16 protein-coding genes are annotated in these 16,463 nt (G+C 70.7%); 10 read left to right on the top strand and 6 right to left on the bottom strand.

Annotation, left to right across the window (positions count from 1 at the left end; translation table 11 throughout):
• Nucleotides 1-8: 8 nt before the first annotated feature.
• Nucleotides 9-710, top strand: a complete 702-nt coding sequence (locus C8P69_RS19555) for an RNA-binding protein (protein WP_245902145.1) — start codon at nucleotides 9-11, stop codon at nucleotides 708-710.
• A 41-nt stretch (nucleotides 711-751) separates the two neighbouring features.
• Nucleotides 752-3,907, top strand: coding sequence for a translation initiation factor IF-2 (gene infB / locus C8P69_RS19550; RefSeq protein ID WP_108179126.1), 3,156 nt, complete (start codon nucleotides 752-754; stop codon nucleotides 3,905-3,907).
• A 144-nt stretch (nucleotides 3,908-4,051) separates the two neighbouring features.
• On the opposite strand, the gene C8P69_RS19545 is transcribed toward infB, so the two are convergent.
• Nucleotides 4,052-4,753 carry a fumarylacetoacetate hydrolase family protein gene (locus C8P69_RS19545; protein ID WP_108179188.1) on the bottom strand — a complete coding sequence of 234 codons (702 nt, stop codon included), beginning with the start codon at nucleotides 4,751-4,753 and terminating at the stop codon, nucleotides 4,052-4,054.
• Nucleotides 4,754-4,845: 92 nt separating this feature from the next.
• Here C8P69_RS19545 and C8P69_RS19540 point away from each other — a divergent pair, with 92 nt between their 5' ends.
• The 3 genes from C8P69_RS19540 to C8P69_RS19530 all read left to right on the top strand — a co-directional run bounded on the left by C8P69_RS19540 (nucleotide 4,846) and on the right by C8P69_RS19530 (nucleotide 7,586).
• On the top strand, nucleotides 4,846-5,454 hold the full coding sequence (locus C8P69_RS19540; protein ID WP_108179187.1) for a septation protein A: 609 nt from the start codon (nucleotides 4,846-4,848) through the stop codon (nucleotides 5,452-5,454).
• A 73-nt stretch (nucleotides 5,455-5,527) separates the two neighbouring features.
• Nucleotides 5,528-6,274 carry a phosphatase PAP2 family protein gene (locus tag C8P69_RS19535; protein ID WP_108179125.1) on the top strand — a complete coding sequence of 249 codons (747 nt, stop codon included), beginning with the start codon at nucleotides 5,528-5,530 and terminating at the stop codon, nucleotides 6,272-6,274.
• A 76-nt stretch (nucleotides 6,275-6,350) separates the two neighbouring features.
• Nucleotides 6,351-7,586, top strand: a complete 1,236-nt coding sequence (locus tag C8P69_RS19530) for an argininosuccinate synthase (RefSeq protein ID WP_108179124.1) — start codon at nucleotides 6,351-6,353, stop codon at nucleotides 7,584-7,586.
• 58 nt (nucleotides 7,587-7,644) lie between these two features.
• On the opposite strand, the gene C8P69_RS19525 is transcribed toward C8P69_RS19530, so the two are convergent.
• Entirely contained in the window at nucleotides 7,645-7,902 is a 258-nt protein-coding gene (locus C8P69_RS19525) for a hypothetical protein (RefSeq protein ID WP_108179123.1), read from the bottom strand.
• Between the two features lie 382 nt (nucleotides 7,903-8,284).
• On the opposite strand from C8P69_RS19525, the gene C8P69_RS19520 reads away from it, so the two are divergent.
• The 3 genes from C8P69_RS19520 (at nucleotide 8,285) to C8P69_RS19510 (ending at nucleotide 10,625) form a co-directional block, all read left to right on the top strand.
• Entirely contained in the window at nucleotides 8,285-9,757 is a 1,473-nt protein-coding gene (locus C8P69_RS19520; protein WP_108179122.1) for an amidase, read from the top strand.
• A 77-nt stretch (nucleotides 9,758-9,834) separates the two neighbouring features.
• Nucleotides 9,835-10,050 (top strand): hypothetical protein, encoded by a 216-nt coding sequence (locus C8P69_RS19515; protein WP_108179121.1) that lies wholly within the window; start codon nucleotides 9,835-9,837, stop codon nucleotides 10,048-10,050.
• A gap of 83 nt (nucleotides 10,051-10,133) precedes the next feature.
• Nucleotides 10,134-10,625: an MgtC/SapB family protein gene (locus C8P69_RS19510; RefSeq protein ID WP_108179120.1), complete on the top strand. Its 492-nt coding sequence runs from the start codon at nucleotides 10,134-10,136 to the stop codon at nucleotides 10,623-10,625.
• A gap of 22 nt (nucleotides 10,626-10,647) precedes the next feature.
• Here the strand turns inward: C8P69_RS19510 and C8P69_RS19505 are convergent, their stop codons facing one another.
• The 4 genes from C8P69_RS19505 to C8P69_RS19490 form a co-directional block, all read right to left on the bottom strand.
• On the bottom strand, nucleotides 10,648-10,995 hold the full coding sequence (locus C8P69_RS19505) for a hypothetical protein (protein WP_108179119.1): 348 nt from the start codon (nucleotides 10,993-10,995) through the stop codon (nucleotides 10,648-10,650).
• A gap of 64 nt (nucleotides 10,996-11,059) precedes the next feature.
• On the bottom strand, nucleotides 11,060-12,988 hold the full coding sequence (locus C8P69_RS19500) for a molybdopterin biosynthesis protein (protein WP_108179118.1): 1,929 nt from the start codon (nucleotides 12,986-12,988) through the stop codon (nucleotides 11,060-11,062).
• Nucleotides 12,985-14,010, bottom strand: a complete 1,026-nt coding sequence (locus C8P69_RS19495; RefSeq protein ID WP_170118308.1) for a MoeA family protein — start codon at nucleotides 14,008-14,010, stop codon at nucleotides 12,985-12,987. Before C8P69_RS19495 ends, C8P69_RS19500 begins: the two co-directional genes overlap by 4 nt.
• Before the next feature lie 31 nt (nucleotides 14,011-14,041).
• Complete coding sequence (locus C8P69_RS19490; RefSeq protein WP_108179116.1) at nucleotides 14,042-14,932, bottom strand: helix-turn-helix transcriptional regulator; 891 nt, start codon at nucleotides 14,930-14,932, stop codon at nucleotides 14,042-14,044.
• A gap of 73 nt (nucleotides 14,933-15,005) precedes the next feature.
• On the opposite strand from C8P69_RS19490, the gene C8P69_RS19485 reads away from it, so the two are divergent.
• Nucleotides 15,006-15,728 carry an ABC transporter permease gene (locus tag C8P69_RS19485; protein ID WP_425440772.1) on the top strand — a complete coding sequence of 241 codons (723 nt, stop codon included), beginning with the start codon at nucleotides 15,006-15,008 and terminating at the stop codon, nucleotides 15,726-15,728.
• A 5-nt stretch (nucleotides 15,729-15,733) separates the two neighbouring features.
• Nucleotides 15,734-16,462, top strand: a complete 729-nt coding sequence (locus C8P69_RS19480; RefSeq protein ID WP_108179115.1) for an ABC transporter ATP-binding protein — start codon at nucleotides 15,734-15,736, stop codon at nucleotides 16,460-16,462.
• Nucleotide 16,463: the final 1 nt, after the last annotated feature.

Below are 16,463 nucleotides of genomic sequence, written 5' to 3'. Positions count from 1 at the left end.
GAGCCGGGGTGGCCGCAACCGTGGTGAACGATGCTGATGAGCCGACGCTCGACGCCGGCCCGCTGACGGGCCGCGCGGGGAGCGAACGCACCTGCATCGTCCATCGCCGGGCTGGCGCCCCCGATGGGCTCGTCCGCTTCGTCGTCGGTCCCGACGATCAGGTGGTGCCCGACGTGAAGGCCCGCCTGCCGGGCCGCGGCGCCTGGGTCACCGCCACCCGTCCGGCTGTCGCCGAGGCGGTGAAACGCAAGCTCTTCGCCCGCGCCTTCAAGCGCGAGGTCACCGTCGCTCCGGATCTTCCCGACCTCGTCGAGAAGCTGCTGGAGGCCCAGGCCATCGCCGCCCTGTCGCTCGCCAACAAGGCCGGCGCCGTGGTCGCCGGCTTCGCCAAGGTCGAGGGCGCGCTCGCCGAGGGCAAGGTCGCAGGCCTCGTCCACGCCTCGGACGCGAGCGATGACGGGGTCAGGAAAATCGGCCAGGCCGCCCGCCGCGCCGACCCCGATACCGGTGATCGGTTGCCGCGCGTGACGGCGTTCACGTCGCTGCAATTGGATTTGGCATTGGGGCGCATGAATGTGGTACATGCTGCCCTGCTCGCCGGCGGGCCGAGCACCAATGTACTCGCGCGCTGCACGGCCCTTGAGGTCTATCGCACCGGATCTGTGACCGGCGCGACACCTCCGGCTCCCGTCAACGAGCCGAAGCACTGAATTCCCAGGACCAAAGCCGATAGGCGCAGGACCCGAACCGAATGACCGATGAGAAGACCTCCGGCGACAAGACCCTCAGCCTGACGGGCAAGACCCTCAGCCTGAAGAAGCCCGCCGGCAATGAACAGAGCATGGTTCGCCAGAGCTTCAGCCACGGCCGCACCAAGACCGTCGTGGTGGAGAAGGTCTCGGCCAAGCCGCGCTCGTTCGCGCCTCCGCGTCCGGGCGCCGCCGCGCCCGCGGCCCCTGCACCGGCGCCGGCACCTGCCCCGGCCGCTCCCGCTGCCGCCAAGCCGGCCGCGCCGAAGCCCGCTGCTCCGGCCGGCATGATCCTGCGCACCCTCTCGGAGGAAGAGCGCGAGGCCCGCGAGCGCGTGCTTGCCGAGGCTCGCCAGCGCGAGACCGAGGAGCGCAAGGTCTCCGACGAGGAGAACCGCCGCCGGGCCGACGAGGAGGCGCGCCGCGCCGCCGAGCGTGCCGAGCAGGACCGCCGCCAGCGCGAGGAGGATGACCGCCGTCGCGCCGAGGAAGAGGCCCGCCGCCGCGCCGAATGGGAATCCCGCCGCCGTTTCGGTGACGAGAACCGCCCCCGCAGCCTCGATGACCTCGGCCGCCAGCCGCGCGCCGAGCAGGCCGATGCCGCTCCCCAGCCCGAGGCCCGGTCCTCGGCGCCCCCCGCCCGCGAGGGCCGCAGCTTCGGCGACCGTCCGCAGGGCGACCGTCCCGGTTTCGGCGACCGCCCGCCGCGTGAGGGTGGCTACGGCGCCCGCCCGCAGGGTGACCGTCCCTATGGTGATCGTCCGCCCCGTCCGCAGGGCGACCGTCCCGGTTTCGGCGACCGTCCGCCGCGCGAGGGTGGCTTTGGTGGCCGTCCGCAGGGCGACCGCCCCTATGGCGACCGTCCGCCCCGTCCGCAGGGCGACCGCCCCTTCGGCGACCGTCCGCCGCGCCCGCAGGGCGACCGCCCCTATGGTGACCGTCCGCCCCGCGAGGGTGGCCGCGAGGGCGGCTATGCCCCGCGTCCGGCCGGCGACCGTCCCTTCGGCGATCGCCCGCCGCGCCTCGACGGCCGCCCGCCGCGCCTCGACGGGCCGCGCCCGCCGCGTCCCTTTACCGGTGCCCCGGCCGCCAGCGCCATCCCCACCCGTCCCGAAGGTGCCGGCCCGATGCGGTCCGGCCCGCCGGCCGCTGGCCGTCCCCGTGGCGGCGCGGATGACGATGACGCACCGCGCGGCGCCCGCCGCGGCGTCGGCGGCAAGGCGGCAACGCCTGCCGCCCGCCCGGAGCGCCCGGCCGCTGACGCGCCGAGCCGCACGCGCCTCACCCTCACCAATGCCCTGGAAGACGCCTCGGACCGCATGCGGTCGGAAGCCTCGTTCCGCCGCCGCGTGCAGCGCATGTCCGGCCGCCGACCGACCGAACAGAAGGAAAAGATCTTGCGCGAGGTGACGATCCCCGAGACGATCACCATCGCCGATCTCGCCAACCGCATGTCGGAGCGCGCCGTCGACATCATCCGCATGCTCATGAAGCAGGGCGCGATGCACAAGATCACCGACGTGATCGATGCCGACACCGCGCAGCTGATCGCCGAGGAACTCGGCCACACCGTGAAGCGCGTCGCCGAGTCGGACGTCGAGGAAGGCCTCTTCGACAGCCCGGATCCGGAGGACATGCTGGAGTCGCGCGCCCCGGTCGTGACCATCATGGGCCACGTCGACCACGGCAAGACCTCGCTGCTCGACGCCCTGCGCAAGACCAACGTGGTCTCGGGCGAGGCCGGCGGTATCACCCAGCATATCGGCGCCTATCAGGTGCAGACGCCGCTCGGCGGCCTGGTCACCTTCATCGACACGCCGGGCCACGCCGCCTTCACCGCCATGCGCGCCCGCGGCGCCAAGGTGACGGACATCGTGGTTCTGGTGGTGGCGGCGAACGACTCGGTCATGCCGCAGACGGTCGAGGCCATCAATCACGCCAAGGCCGCCAAGGTTCCGCTGATCGTGGCGATCAACAAGATCGACCTGCCCGACGCCCGTCCCGAGAAGGTCAAGACCGACCTGCTCCAGTACGAGGTGCAGCTCGAGAGCCTCGGCGGCGAGGTGCTCGAGGTCGAACTGTCGGCCAAGACCGGCCAGGGCCTCGACAAGCTGCTGGAGCTCATCCAGCTGCAGGCCGAGCTGCTCGACCTCAAGGCGAACGGCTTCCGCCTCGCCGAGGGCACGGTCATCGAGGCCAAGCTCGATCGCGGCCGCGGTCCCGTGGCCACCGTGCTCATCCAGCGCGGCACCATGCATCCCGGCGACATCATCGTCGCCGGCGCCGAGTGGGGTCGCGTGCGCGCCCTCATCAACGACAAGGGCGAGACGGTCGACGGTGCCGGTCCCTCGGTCCCGGTCGAGGTGCTCGGCTTCAACGGCACGCCCGAGGCCGGCGACCGCGTTGCGGTGGTCGAGACCGAGGCCCGTGCCCGCGAGATCGCCGATTACCGCCAGGCGGTGAAGCGCGAGAAGGCAGCCGCCCGCCTCGGCGCCGGCCGCAGCCTTGTCGACATGATGAGCCAGCTCAAGGCCGGTGCCGGCAAGAAGGAATTCCCGCTCATCATCAAGGGTGACGTGCAGGGTTCCGTCGAGGCCATCGTCGGTGCGCTGGCAAAGGTCGGCAACGACGAGGTCGCCGCGCGTGTCATCCTGTCGGGTGTCGGCGGCATCACCGAGAGCGATGTCGGCCTCGCCCAGACCGCGGGCGCCGTGGTCATCGGCTTCAACACGCGCGCCCACAAGGAAGCGCGTGCCGCGGCCGAGCAGGCGGGCATCGAGATCCGCTACTACAACATCATCTACGACCTGGTGGATGACATGAAGGCCGCCATGTCCGGCCTGCTCGCGCCCGAACTGCGCGAGACCATGCTGGGCAATGCCGAGATCCTCGAGGTGTTCAATATCACGAAGGTCGGCAAGGTGGCGGGTTGCCGTGTCACCGATGGCCGTGTCGAGCGCGGCGCCAATGTCCGCCTCATCCGCGACAGCGTGGTGGTGCACGAGGGCAAGCTCTCGACGCTCAAGCGCTTCAAGGACGAGGTCAAGGAAGTCCAGGTCGGCCAGGAATGCGGCATGGCCTTCGAGAGCTACCAGGACATGCGCCCCGGCGACGTCATCGAGTGCTACCGGGTCGAGGAGATCAAGCGCTCGCTGTGACGCCCCGCGTCACCGGAATTGGGAAAGGCGGTCTTCGGGCCGCCTTTTCTGTTGGGCGCATCGCAGGTCCTACCTGTCCAACGAAAAACGCGGCTGCCGGGGCAGCCGCGTTGTGTTGGACCGGAGGTCTACCGGGGAGGAGCGTCAGACCACCTTCAGGCTGATCTCGCCAAGGCCGTCCACGGCGGCGACCATGGTCTGGCCGCGCGTCACCGCACCGACGCCGTCCGGCGTGCCGGAGAAGATCACGTCGCCGGGACAGACCTCGAAATAGGTCGACAGGAAGGAGATCTGCTCGGCCACCGACCAGATCATGTCGGCGAGGTCCGCCTTCTGCTTGGTGACGCCATCGACGGTGAGCGAGATCGGGCCCTTGCCCTTATGGCCGACCATCGACACCGGATAGAGCGGGCCGACCGGGCCCGACAGGTCCGAGGACTTGCCGAGCTCCCACGGGCGCTTCAGCGCCTTGGCCTCGTCCTGCAGGTCGCGGCGGGTCATGTCGAGGCCGACGGCATAGCCGAAGACGCAGTCCAGCGCCTTCTCGACCGGGATGTCCTTGCCGCCCTTCGACAGCGCCACGACCATCTCCAGCTCGAAGTGATAGTTGGAGGTCTTCGGCGGATAGGGATGGTCGACGGTCACGCCATGCGGCACCGGCTGCAGCGCGTCGGCGGCCTTGTTGAAGAAGAACGGCGGCTCGCGGGTCGGGTCACCGCCCATCTCGCGGGCATGGGCGGCGTAGTTGCGGCCGACGCAATAGACCCGGCGGACAGGGAAGAGCTTGTCGGTGCCGACCACGGGCAGGGCAGGGCGGGCGGCGGGTTCGAACACATAGGACAAGATGCCACTCCTCGATAATCGCGTCGGTGTGTGTTGGTGTCGACGTCGCGCGCAAGCTAAACTCGCCGGACGATTTGTCCATGGCGCTAGGGCTGATGACACATACCGAAAAACACCAACTGCCGCCGGTCGCCAAGCTTGCCCTGGAGATGGGTCCGCTGGTCCTGTTCTTCCTGGTCAATTCCTATGGAGACCGCTGGTTCGGGGTGGCGACGCAGAACCGTCTCTTCCTCGCCACCGGCATCTTCGTCGTCGCCGTCCTTGCCTCGCTGGCCATCACCTGGACGCTCGTCCGCAAGCTGCCCGTCATGCCGCTCGTCTCGGCGGTGGTGATCACCATCTTCGGTGGCCTGACGCTGATCCTCCACGACGAGCTCTTCATCAAGCTCAAGCCGACCATCGTGAACACCCTCTTCGGCGGCGTGCTGGTCTGGGCCGGGCTGAGCGGCCGCAACGTCCTCAAGCTCGTCCTCGACAGTGTCTTCGACCTCACCGACGAGGGCTGGCGCCTGCTCACCTGGCGCTGGGCCTTCTTCTTCTTCGTCCTCGCCGCGCTCAACGAGATCGTCTGGCGCACCCAGACCACCGACACCTGGGTCGCCTTCAAGGTCTGGGGCATCATGCCCCTCACCATGATCTTCGCCATGGCGCAGGTGCCCCTCATCATGCGCCACGACGCCTCGGAGGCCGACCGCGCCTCCTGAGACACCGTAGCGCTGTTCAGTCGCCCGCGGCTGGCCTAGAAGCGCGCATCGCCATCGATCCGCTGGAGCCCCCTTGGTCCGCGCCCTCTTTCTCGCAACGTTGCTGGCGCTCGCCGTCGTCATTGCGGCAATCGCCGTCGCGCCCGGCATCGACCTTGCGGTCGGCGGCTGGTTCTGGACGCCCGCCGCGGGCTTCTGGATGAGCGAGTGGGGCCTTGCCGCCCTCCTGCGCCGCGTCAGCATGTGGCCGACCATTGCCATCGGCATCGCCGCGCTTGTCTCCATCCTCCAGCACATCGTCGCGCCCGCGAGCCGGCAGTTCATGTCGGCCCGCGCCGCGCTCTTCCTCTTCCTGACCGTCGCCGCCGCACCCGTGCTCGTCGTCAACGGCGTCTTCAAGGAAGTCTGGGATCGGGCCCGCCCCGTGCACGTGACGCAGTTCGGCGGTCCCTGGCAGTTCACGCCCTGGTGGCAGCCGGGCAATGGCCGCGAATGCCGCACCAACTGCTCCTTCGTCTCGGGCGAGGCCTCCGGCGCCGCCTGGCTGGCCGCGCCGGTACTCCTTGCGCCGCCGGCGGCGCGCGTGCCGCTGCTGGCGGGCGTTGCCGCCTACACGGCGGTCATTTCCGGCCTGCGCATGGCCTTTGGCGGCCATTTCCTGTCCGACACGCTCATCGCCATCCTGATCACCCTGCTGATGATCGCCGGGGCCTATCGCTGGTTCTACCGGCGGCCCGGCGCCGCGCCGGAAGAGGTCTGGGCGGCCCGCCTCGCCCGCATCGGCGCGCCGCTCCGGCGGCTTGCCGGGCGGCCGGGTTGACATGGCGCCGCTTGCCAGCGGCCCGGACTGTCTTTAAGTCGGCGCAACCCCGCCCAAGCCCTGTCAGGGAACGCCCATGGCCGCCCAGAAGTCCGTCAAGAAAGTCGTCCTCGCCTATTCCGGCGGACTCGACACCTCCATCATCCTGAAGTGGCTGCAGACCACCTATGGCTGCGAGGTCGTCACCTTCACCGCCGATCTCGGTCAGGGCGAGGAACTGGGACCGGCGCGCGACAAGGCGCTGCTGCTCGGCATCAAGCCCGAGAACATCTTCATGGACGACCTGCGCGAGACCTTCGTGAAGGACTACGTCTTCCCGATGTTCCGTGCCAACGCGATGTATGAGGGCCTCTATCTCCTCGGCACCTCCATCGCCCGCCCGCTCATCGCCAAGCGCCAGATCGAGATCGCCGAGGCCGTCGGCGCCGACGCCGTCTCCCACGGTGCCACCGGCAAGGGCAACGACCAGGTCCGCTTCGAGCTCTCCTACTATGCGCTCAAGCCCGACGTGACGGTCATCGCCCCCTGGCGCGAATGGGACCTGTCGAGCCGCACCAAGCTCATCGAGTTCGCCGAACAGCACCAGATCCCGATCGCCAAGAACAAGCGCGGCGAGGCGCCCTTCTCGGTCGACGCCAACCTGCTCCACGCCTCGTCCGAGGGCATGGTGCTGGAGGATCCCGCCGATGAGGTGCCGGACTACGTCTACTCGCGCACCGACGGCCCGGAGAGCGCGCCGGACAAGCCGACCTACATCACCATCGACTTCAAGGAGGGCGATGCCGTCGGCATCGACGGCAAGGCGCTGTCGCCGGCAACCCTGCTCACCAAGCTCAACGAGCTCGGCAAGATCAACGGCATCGGCCGCCTCGACCTCGTCGAGAACCGCTTCGTCGGCATGAAGTCGCGCGGCATGTACGAGACCCCTGGCGGCACGATCCTCTATTTCGCCCACCGCGCCATCGAGAGCATCACCCTCGACCGCGGCGCGGCGCATCTGAAGGACGAGCTCATGCCGAAATATGCCGAGCTCATCTACAACGGCTTCTGGTTCTCGCCGGAGCGCGAGATGCTGCAGGCCCTCATCGACAAGAGCCAGCAGTTCGTCACCGGCTCGGTGCGGCTGAAGCTTTACAAGGGCAATGCCATCGTGGTCGGCCGCGAGAGCCCCTATTCGCTCTACGACAAGGAACTGGTGACCTTCGAGGAGGGCGCCGTGGCCTATGACCACCGCGATGCCGCCGGCTTCATCAAGCTGAACGCGCTGCGCCTGCGCACCCTCGCCCAGCGCAAGAAGAAGCTCGGCCTCTGAGCCGGGGCTTTATCGATCGGGACTGACAGAAGGCCGGGGCAACCCGGCCTTTTTCCGTTCAGCGGCCCTCGATCGTGCTGCCGGCCGTCCCGGCCGCCCCGTCGAAACGGTTGGCCGGGCGGGTGAGGCGGTGGCCGTTGCGCTCGGCGGAGGCTTCGGCCCCCTTGCCGTCGGTCATGGCATGGGGCGCAACGAGCCGGGCCGAGGCTGCCAGCGGCGAGGCATGGGCCGAGGCGGCGATCCCGGCCAGCGTCGAGACGAGCGCCGCAGCAAGGAACGTGAGAGCCGACTTCCGAACATCGAGCTTCGCAAACATGGGTCGCCTCCCCGGGTCATGTCCGCGGCACCGTGCTGCGGAGTGACCATGGGTCGGGGGGAGAGCGGAAAAGGTTCACGGGAAAATGGAGGGCGCGGATGCCCGTCTGATCGGGGGCATGTTCGAAACGGCCCCTCACCCTTCCCTCTCCCCGCACGCGGGGAGAGGGGAACGACGACGTCGCGGATGCCCCGAACCGCCATGCCAGTCACAACGGTCACGCAACGAGCAAGACGCTGGTGCCCCCGCTCCCCGCTGGCGGGGAGAGGGAAGGGTGAGGGGCCGAAAGCGCATCGCATCGCCGCCATGCGCCATGCCCGCTGGTCATCGGCTCCCGAAGGCCCGAAGGCTGTGGCACCACCGGGATTGAAGGACGGACATCATGACCCTCGCGATGAGCTGGAGCGAATGGGCGGCGCATGACGGCGTCGCGCTGGCCGACCGCGTCCGCAAGGGCGAGGTCACTCCGGCTGAGCTCGCCGCCCAGGCCGCCGCCGCCATCGCCAGGCTGAACCCCGCCCTCGACGCCGTGGTCGAGGTCTTCGACGACGTCGTCGCCGATCCGCTGAAGGACGGCATGAACGCCGCCGGCCCCTTCGCCGGCGTGCCCTACCTGATGAAGGACCTCGGGCCGACGCTGAAGGGCCGCCGCCAGGAAATGGGCTCGCAGCTCATGCAGGGGAATGTGGCAGCCGCCGACAGCCACCTGACCCGGAAGATCCGCGCCGCCGGCCTCAACCTCATGGGACGCTCGACGACGCCCGAGTTCGGCGTCTGCTCCTCGGCCGAGAACGCCATCTCCGTCACCCGCAATCCCTGGGACACCGCCTACACGACCTGCGGGTCCTCCGCCGGCACGGCGGCCATGGTGGCGGCCGGCGCGCTGCCGCTCTCGCACGGCACCGATGGCGGCGGCTCCATCCGCATCCCCGCCGGCGTCAACGGCCTCATTGGCCTCAAACCCTCGCGCGGCGTCTTCTCCATCGCTCCCGGCGGCTCCGACCTTGCCTCGATCGTCTCGTCGCAGGGCTGCCTGTCGCGCTCCGTCCGCGACAGCGCGCTCTTCGTCGATTCCTGCCGCGGCGGCGCCCCTGGCGAGTTCATGCCCTACTGGCGCGCCGACGAGCCCTATGCCGACCTCGTCCGCCGCGACCCGAAGCCGCTGCGCATTGGCCTCTCCCACCAGTGGGGGCCCTATGGCACCTCGCCGGAGATCATCGCCGAACTCATGCGCGCCGCCCGCTTCCTCGAGGGCCTCGGCCACCATGTCGAGGAGGCCCAGCCCGCCATCGACTACGAGGCAGCCTTCAAGGCGCAGACCACCTGCTACATCACCAACTTCGCCCAGACGATCGCGCTGCTGCTGGAGCCGCGCGGCATGACCCGCCCGCCCGAGGACCTGGTCGAGCCGATGAACATCCGCCTCTGGGCCGCCGGCATCGACGCCACCTATTCCGAGCGCACGCGGATGCAGCTCGCCTTCAACACCGCCTCGCGCGGCTTCGGCGCCTTCTTCGAGCGCTTCGACATCATCCTCACGCCGACCATGGCGAAGCCGACCCCGCGTATCGGCACCACCGAGTATCTGACCGTCAGCGACGAGCCGGACGTGCACGCTTGGTTCGCCAATCTCTGGGGCATCTTCGCCTATACGCCGCTCGCCAATCTCTGCGGCATTCCCGGCCTCTCCATGCCCTTCGGGCGCTTGGCCAACGGCCTGCCCATGGGCATCCAGGTGATGGGCGCGCAGGGCCAGGACGGGCTGCTGCTCCAGCTCGCAGCCCAGGTCGAGCGGGCGCTGGGCGGCCAGTGGAACGGCGGCGCGACGCCCGCCCACCACGTCACCCGCGGCTGAGGGGCCAAGGAACGATTCCGCGTCACCCGGCGTTGCGCAGGCAAGGCAAACCCTTGCACCCAACCCGGAGGACCCCGATGGCCGATGCCAACACCATGAACCCGCAGACTGGCGTGTCCGATCTCGCCAGCGCCGCCCAGTCGCAGCTGAAGGCCGTCGGCGTCGATACCGACGTCATGGCCAACCGCGCCGGCGACCTGCAGCGCATGCTGCGCGACGAGATCACATCGCGCCCCTTCCAGTCGATCGCCGTCGCCGCCTTCGTCGGCTTTCTCTACGGCATGCGCCGCTGACCCCGATGGGGTGACGCACCAGAGGGCGGTCCTGCGGGGCCGCCCTTTTCGCGTCGCCAAGGAGGATCGATGAGGGATGATCGATGACGGACACGGTCTGGGGTTTCGTGCGCGATGCGCAGGCTCTGCAGCATCTCGTCGCGCTGGCCATCGCCTATCTGCTGGCCCTGCCCATCGGCTGGGATCGCGAGCAGGAGGAGCGCAGCGCCGGCCTTCGCACCTTCCCGCTGGTCGCCATCGCCTGCTGCGGCTTCGTGCAGGCGGCGGAGCTGCGCTATGGGACCCACCCCGATGCCATGGGCAAGATCGTCGAGGGCCTGATCACCGGCGTCGGATTCATCGGCGGCGGCGCCATCCTGAAGATGCGCAATTCGGTCCGCGGCACCGCGACGGCGGCGAGCCTCTGGGCGACGGGTGCCATCGGCACCGCCGTCGGCCTCGGGGCCTGGGCCGTGGCCCTGCTCCTCACCGTGCTGACCGTCATGACCCTGCGCCTACTGACGCCGCTCAAGGTCGAGGACACGAACGCCGCCCCGGAGGACCACGAGACGGGTCCGCCGGGGGGCGAGCGGTAGATCGGGACAGGCTGGCGGCCGCTCAGTCGCGCGCGCGCTTCACATGGGGTGCGGCCGGCTGTTCGCCGGGCTGGGCCAGCCAGTAGCCAAGCGCAATCGCCGCGCCGACCACCACGATGGGCGCCAGCAGCGAGGGATTGCGCGACACGCTGCGCAGGGCGTGCTGGCCGGCGGCGGCCGCGACGCCCGGCCCGATGCCCATGCGGTCGAGGCTCTTGGCCATGGCCTTCAGGTGGTCCGGTGCGTGGGAGATCGCATCACCGCCGGCCTGGCCGGCCTGGCCGAGCTGCTTGGCGAGTGCGGAAATATGCTCCATCGCCTCGTCGGCGAAACGCTGGGCGGGTGTGCGGGTGTCGAAGAACGAGAACATCGGCGGCTCCTTGAGGTTGCCCGAACAACCGGTAGGCGGAGCCATGGTTCCCGTGCGTGCGGCCTCAGCCCTTGCCGGCCGGCGTGAAGCCGATGCGCTTGAGATCCGCCGCCGCCTCCGTCACCGCCGCCTCGAAGGCGGCGAGCGCCTCGCCGCGCGGCGTGGCGGAGACCGCGAAGTCGTAATGTTCCTCGGCATGGGGCAGGAAGGCGAGACCCGCGGCCGCCGCGACCGGCGCGATGGTCATGCCCCAGTCGGCGCGCTCCTGCGCCACCGCCGCGGCCACCGCATTGTGCGAGCGCGGCTGGTTCCAGTAGCCCGGCGGCTTGGCGCCCTTGAGCAGGAGGTCGATCAGCACCCGCGTGCCGGCGCCCTGGTTGCGGTTCACCATCAGGCAGTCGGGATCGGCCAGCGCCCGGGCGACCAGGTCGTCCACCGAGCCGACACCCGCAAAGCGCGGATCGTCGGCGCGATGCACGAGCCCCTGCATCCGCCGCCAGCCCGGCACCAGCCGCAGGCCCTCGCCGAGGAAGGGCGTGTTGTAGGTGCCGCTCTGCGGATCGAGCAGGTGGATCGGCGCAATGTCGCATTCGCCGCGCTTCAGTGCCGAGAGGCCGCCGAGGCTGCCCAGCGCCAGCGACCGGGCGGTGAGGCCGCGGTCGGAGAGCCGGTCGATCACCGCGTCGAGGCCGACGCAATGGCTGCCCATGATGGTGAGCGACGGCGCGGCGATATGCGGGGCGAACAGCGTCACCTCGGTCTGGGTGCCGGCCGGCAGGGCATCGCTCAGCGCGTCGATGGTGAGGAAGCCGTCGGCCTGGGCGAAGGCGGTCACCGCCCCGGAGCCCTTGCCGACAGGGTGGGCGACGCGGCCTTCCGGCCCCTCCGCCAGCGCCACCATGACGAACTCGGTGCGGCCGAGATCCGAGGGGATGCGCGTCGGCACCCGTGCCGGCACGCCGATCTCCGCGCGCTCGGGCAGGCCGGCGAGGATGCGTAGCACCGGCGCGACGATGTCATGGAAGGTGAACATGGCCGAGGTCGGGAAGCCCGGCAGGATGACCACCGGCTTGCCCTCGCAGACCGCCAGGCAAAGCGGCTTGCCGGGTTTCAGCGCCACGCCATGGGCGATGATGCCGGGCCAGCCGAGGCTTTCCACCATGGTGTAGGTGAGGTCGCCCGCGCCCTTCGACGTGCCGCCGGAGAGGATGACGGCATCGCAGGTGGCATGGGCCTCCCGGATCGCCGCGGCCAGTGCCGTCGCGACGTCGGGAATGGCGCCGAAGCGGACGGGCTCGCAGCCGTTCTCCTCCAGCGCGGCGGCGACGATGGGGCCGTTGGAATCGTAGATGGCGGCAGGCCGCAGCGCCTCGCCCGGCGCGACGAGTTCGTCGCCGGTGGAGATCACCGCGACGCGCGGCTTGCGCCAGACCTTGGCCTCCGCCGCACCGACGGCGGCGAGCATCCCCACCTCGCGCGAGCCGAGGAGGGTGCCGCGCCGCAGCAGCGTCTCGCCGCGGGCGATGTCCGAGCCGGCAAAGGATATGTTCTGCCCCGGCGCCGAAGCGCGCATGACCGCGAGGCGGCCGTTCTCGAAGCGCGTGTGCTCGATCATCACCACCGCGTCGGCGCCGCGCGGGATCGGTCCGCCGGTGGCGATGGGGGTGGCATGGCCGGCGATGACCGGCAGGCGTGGTTGCGTCCCGCAGGCGATGGTCTCAGGGGTCAGGGCGAGCCAGGCGGGGCTCTCCTCGCTCGCTCCCGCGACGTCGGAGGCCAGCACCGCGAAGCCGTCGACCACCGAGCGGTCGAAGGGCGGTGCATCGACGGGGGCTGCCACCGTCTCGGCCAGCACCCGCCCGACGAGCCCTTCCAGCCGCACGCTCTCCGCCCCGAGCGGGCGGAGCTCCAGGGCGCCGCGGAAGCGGGCAATGGCCTCCTCGCGCGAGAGCACTTTGAGGAACTGGTCCTGGACGAGGGCTGAGGAGGTCATCGCGGTTCGAAAGGCTCCCGGAGAGGGGTCGCGGCGAGGAGGGCGTTGGCGGGCAGGCCCTCGCTGTCGGGGTCGATGAGCGCCACCGCGTCGGCAGCAAGGAGAGCGGCGAGCGTCGCCTGTCCGGTGGCGAGCGGACGCCAGCCCTCCGCCGCAGCGGCGAGCAGCACGAGGTCGGTCATGCCGACCTGCGAGGCGATCTTGGCTGTGAGGGCGCGTTCGACGCGGCGCGGGCGACGACCGGCCAGCGTCGCAACCAGCGGCAGGACGAGGCCGTGCAGCAGTGCCACGAGGCCGTCGAAGCGCGGTGCCGCGATCAGGCAGGGCGTCTCGCCGGAGAGGTCGAGGGCGCTGTCGCGGCCTGGCTGCAGCGCGAGGCCGAGGATGGCGTCGGGCGGGGTGGCGGCGGCCACATCGGCGACGAGGGTAATGACGAGGTCGGCCGTCCCCTCCGCCATCCTGCACCCGGCTTCCGACAGGAGGCGGGCGAGGAAGACGGCTTCCGGAGAGGCGGGACCCTCGATGTGGATGGCGGGCTGGCGCACGGCGACCTCCGTGAAGCCCGCGCAGCCAAGCGCCAGGGCCACCTCCGCTGTGATCAGGCCGCCCTCGGCGACGATCACCGTCCCGGCGGCAAGATCGCCGCCGGCCTTGCGGACATTCTCGCCGGGATAGGCGGACTGGCCGATCTCGGCGAAGGGCCCGTTCATCGCGACGGCATCGGCCGCGAGCACGGCGTCCGCATCGGCCGGCAGTGCCTCGCCGATGAGGACATGCGGTGGCCCCAGGGGGAGCAGGGCAGGGGCCTGCGGCGTCGCACCGACGAGGTCCGCGCTCGCCACCGCCACGCCCGGCCGCAGGGCGACCGCGGTCCGGGGCAGCGCATGCGGCGCGTGGATTGTCTCCGACGCCGCGCAGCCGATCGCCTCCGACAGGGATACCCGCACCGCCGCCACGGGCCCGCGTCCGCTCAGGAGGCGGGCGCGCGCGTCGGCTAGCGGGGTGAGGGGGCGGGTGGTCATCGGCCCCATATAGGCCCGTGCCGCCGGGCCGTCACCGGTTGAGCCGGACGACGCCGGCCTCTGCGACGTCATAACCGCCAAGCGCCGCGGCCCGTGCGGCGAAGGCCGGCTGGCGCAGGAAGGCCGTCAGCCTCTGGAAGGCCGGCTCGAAATAGCTGCGCCGGCGCAGCACGAGGTCGAAGCGCTCCCAGGTCAGCGGCACGAAGCCGAGGCCGTTGAGGTCGGCGACGGCGCGTGTGGCGATGCCGCAATCGATCTCGCCGGCGCGGATGGCCACCGCGAGGTCCGGCCCGGTGGGGTAGGGGGTCGCCGACCGCGTCAGCCGGTCGAGCGGGATCTCGGCCCTGGCGGCGATGGCCTCCAGCAGCAGTTGCGCCCCGGCGCCGGCGGGCCTCAGCCCGATCCGCGCCGTGCGGCGGTCGACATCGGCGAGCGACCCGATGGTAAGCGGATTGCCGGGCGCGACGAGGAAGCCCTGTTCGCGCCGGGCGAAGCCGAGCACCACCGCATCGTGGAGGCCGGACCGCGCCGCCACCGCCGCCGCATTGGCGGTCTCGTCGTCGCCGGTCCCGTGGAGGTGGATGCCGGCGGCGGCCACCTCGTTGCGCTCCAGCCGGTCGAGGCCCGCCTCCGAGCCCTCCGACAGCAGCGCGAGGCCCGAGCCGGACTGCCGCAGCGCCCATTCGAGTAGCGGATCATGGCTGCCGCCGACGATGGGCGGCGGTGCCTCGGCCACGAAGCCGGCGGGCCGGGCAAGGCCCGCGGCGACCCAGCGGTCGAGCGCGGCGCGGGGAAAGAGCCACTTGCCCGTCACCTTGGAACAGGGGATCGCCTCCTCCGCGACCAGTTCATAGAGCTTGCGCTCCTTGAGGCGGAGATAGGCCGCGGCCTCGTCCGTCGTGAGGTACAGATCATCCTGCATGAGGCAGCAATTTCCTGCAGAAATTCCAAGTTTGATCTGAGTTAGTCAGAAAACGTAGACTGCGCAACTCTTCGTGCAGCGAGTTCTTCCCGACGTGGACATCGCCCAGTCCTTTTCCGCCGCTCTCGCCCTCATCTGGGGCGGCGATCCGGCCTTCCTCGCCATCGTCCGGCTGTCGCTGGCGGTGACGCTGACGGCCGTCGCCGTGGCGGCGCTGATCGGCCTGCCTGTCGGCGCGCTGCTGGCGCTGTCGCGCTTCCCCGGCCGCGGCCTGGTCATCGTCCTCGTCAACGCGCTCATGGGCCTGCCGCCGGTCGTGGCGGGCCTCCTCGTCTTCCTGCTGCTGTCGCGCTCCGGCCCGCTGGGGCCGCTCGGCCTGCTCTTCACCCCCACCGCCATGGTGGTGGCCCAGGCGATCCTGGTGCTGCCCATCGTCATCGCCATCACCCGCCAGCTCGTCGAGGACCTGCACGGCGAGTATCGCGAGCATCTCGCATCGCTCGGCCTCAACGGGCTGCGGGCCATCCCGACCCTGCTCTGGGACGGCCGCTTCGCGCTCGCCACGGCCATTCTCGCCGGCTTCGGCCGGGCCAGCGCCGAGGTCGGCGCGGTGCTCATCGTCGGCGGCAACATCGCCGGCTACACGCGCACCATGACCACGGCGATCGCGCTCGAGACCTCGAAGGGCGACCTGCCGCTGGCCCTCGGCCTCGGCATCGTCCTCATCCTGCTGACCCTCGGCATCAATGCCGTCACCTATGCGGCGAGCCGTGTCGGCGCGCGGTTCGCGGGATGACGGCCATGCGCGACACCACCTCCGTTCTGCCGCTCGCTGTCACTGGCCTCGCCTTCGATGGAGGAGGCAAGCGCCTCGTCGACGGCATCGGCTTCACCATCCCGCGCGGCGGGCTCACCGTGCTGATCGGCCCCAACGGTTCCGGCAAGTCGCTGACGCTGCGGCTCTGCCACGGGTTGCTGACGCCCTCCGCCGGGCGCGTGGCCTGGGCCGCCGACCATGGCGTCATCGCCGGCCACAAGCGCCATGCCATGGTGTTCCAGAAACCGGTCATGCTGCGCCGCTCGGCGCTGGCGAATGTCGAGCACGCGCTGGCCGCCGCCGGCGCGGGCTGGTCCGAGCGCCGCACCCGTACCCGCGAGGCCCTCGAGCGCTTCGGCCTCACCGACATGGCCGAGCGGCCCGCCCGCCTCATGTCGGGCGGCGAGCAGCAGCGTCTCGCCATCGCGCGCGCCTGGGCGCTGCGCCCCGAGATCCTCTTCCTCGATGAGCCGACCTCCCAGCTCGACCCCGGCGCCACCCGCCAGATCGAGCAGATGATCCTCGCCCTCAAGGCCGAGGGCGTGACCCTCGTCATGGCCACCCATGACATGGGCCAGGCCCGCCGCCTCGCCGACCGGGTGCTCTTCCTCCACCGCGGCCGCCTCGTCGAGGACGCGGCGGCGGAGACCTTCTTCGCGGGGCCGGTCAGCGCCGAGGCCCGCGCCTTCATCGCCGGCGATCTCGTCTGGTGAG

Source organism: Phreatobacter oligotrophus, assembly GCF_003046185.1.
In the GTDB taxonomy this organism is placed as follows: Bacteria; Pseudomonadota; Alphaproteobacteria; order Rhizobiales; family Phreatobacteraceae; genus Phreatobacter; species Phreatobacter oligotrophus.
This window is presented reverse-complemented; position numbering and strand designations above follow the sequence as displayed.

Bases quoted from the DNA above. Each gene is read 5' to 3' on its own strand.
- infB (WP_108179126.1), top strand. From the start codon at position 752: ATGACCGATGAGAAGACCTCCGGCGACAAGACCCTCAGCCTGACGGGC.
- C8P69_RS19540 (WP_108179187.1), top strand. From the start codon at position 4,846: ATGACACATACCGAAAAACACCAACTGCCGCCGGTCGCCAAGCTTGCC.
- C8P69_RS19530 (WP_108179124.1), top strand. From the start codon at position 6,351: ATGGCCGCCCAGAAGTCCGTCAAGAAAGTCGTCCTCGCCTATTCCGGC.
- C8P69_RS19525 (WP_108179123.1), bottom strand. From the start codon at position 7,902: ATGTTTGCGAAGCTCGATGTTCGGAAGTCGGCTCTCACGTTCCTTGCT.
- C8P69_RS19520 (WP_108179122.1), top strand. From the start codon at position 8,285: ATGACCCTCGCGATGAGCTGGAGCGAATGGGCGGCGCATGACGGCGTC.
- C8P69_RS19515 (WP_108179121.1), top strand. From the start codon at position 9,835: ATGGCCGATGCCAACACCATGAACCCGCAGACTGGCGTGTCCGATCTC.
- C8P69_RS19510 (WP_108179120.1), top strand. From the start codon at position 10,134: ATGACGGACACGGTCTGGGGTTTCGTGCGCGATGCGCAGGCTCTGCAG.
- C8P69_RS19505 (WP_108179119.1), bottom strand. From the start codon at position 10,995: ATGTTCTCGTTCTTCGACACCCGCACACCCGCCCAGCGTTTCGCCGAC.
- C8P69_RS19500 (WP_108179118.1), bottom strand. From the start codon at position 12,988: ATGACCTCCTCAGCCCTCGTCCAGGACCAGTTCCTCAAAGTGCTCTCG.
- C8P69_RS19495 (WP_170118308.1), bottom strand. From the start codon at position 14,010: ATGACCACCCGCCCCCTCACCCCGCTAGCCGACGCGCGCGCCCGCCTC.
- C8P69_RS19490 (WP_108179116.1), bottom strand. From the start codon at position 14,932: ATGCAGGATGATCTGTACCTCACGACGGACGAGGCCGCGGCCTATCTC.
- C8P69_RS19480 (WP_108179115.1), top strand. From the start codon at position 15,734: ATGCGCGACACCACCTCCGTTCTGCCGCTCGCTGTCACTGGCCTCGCC.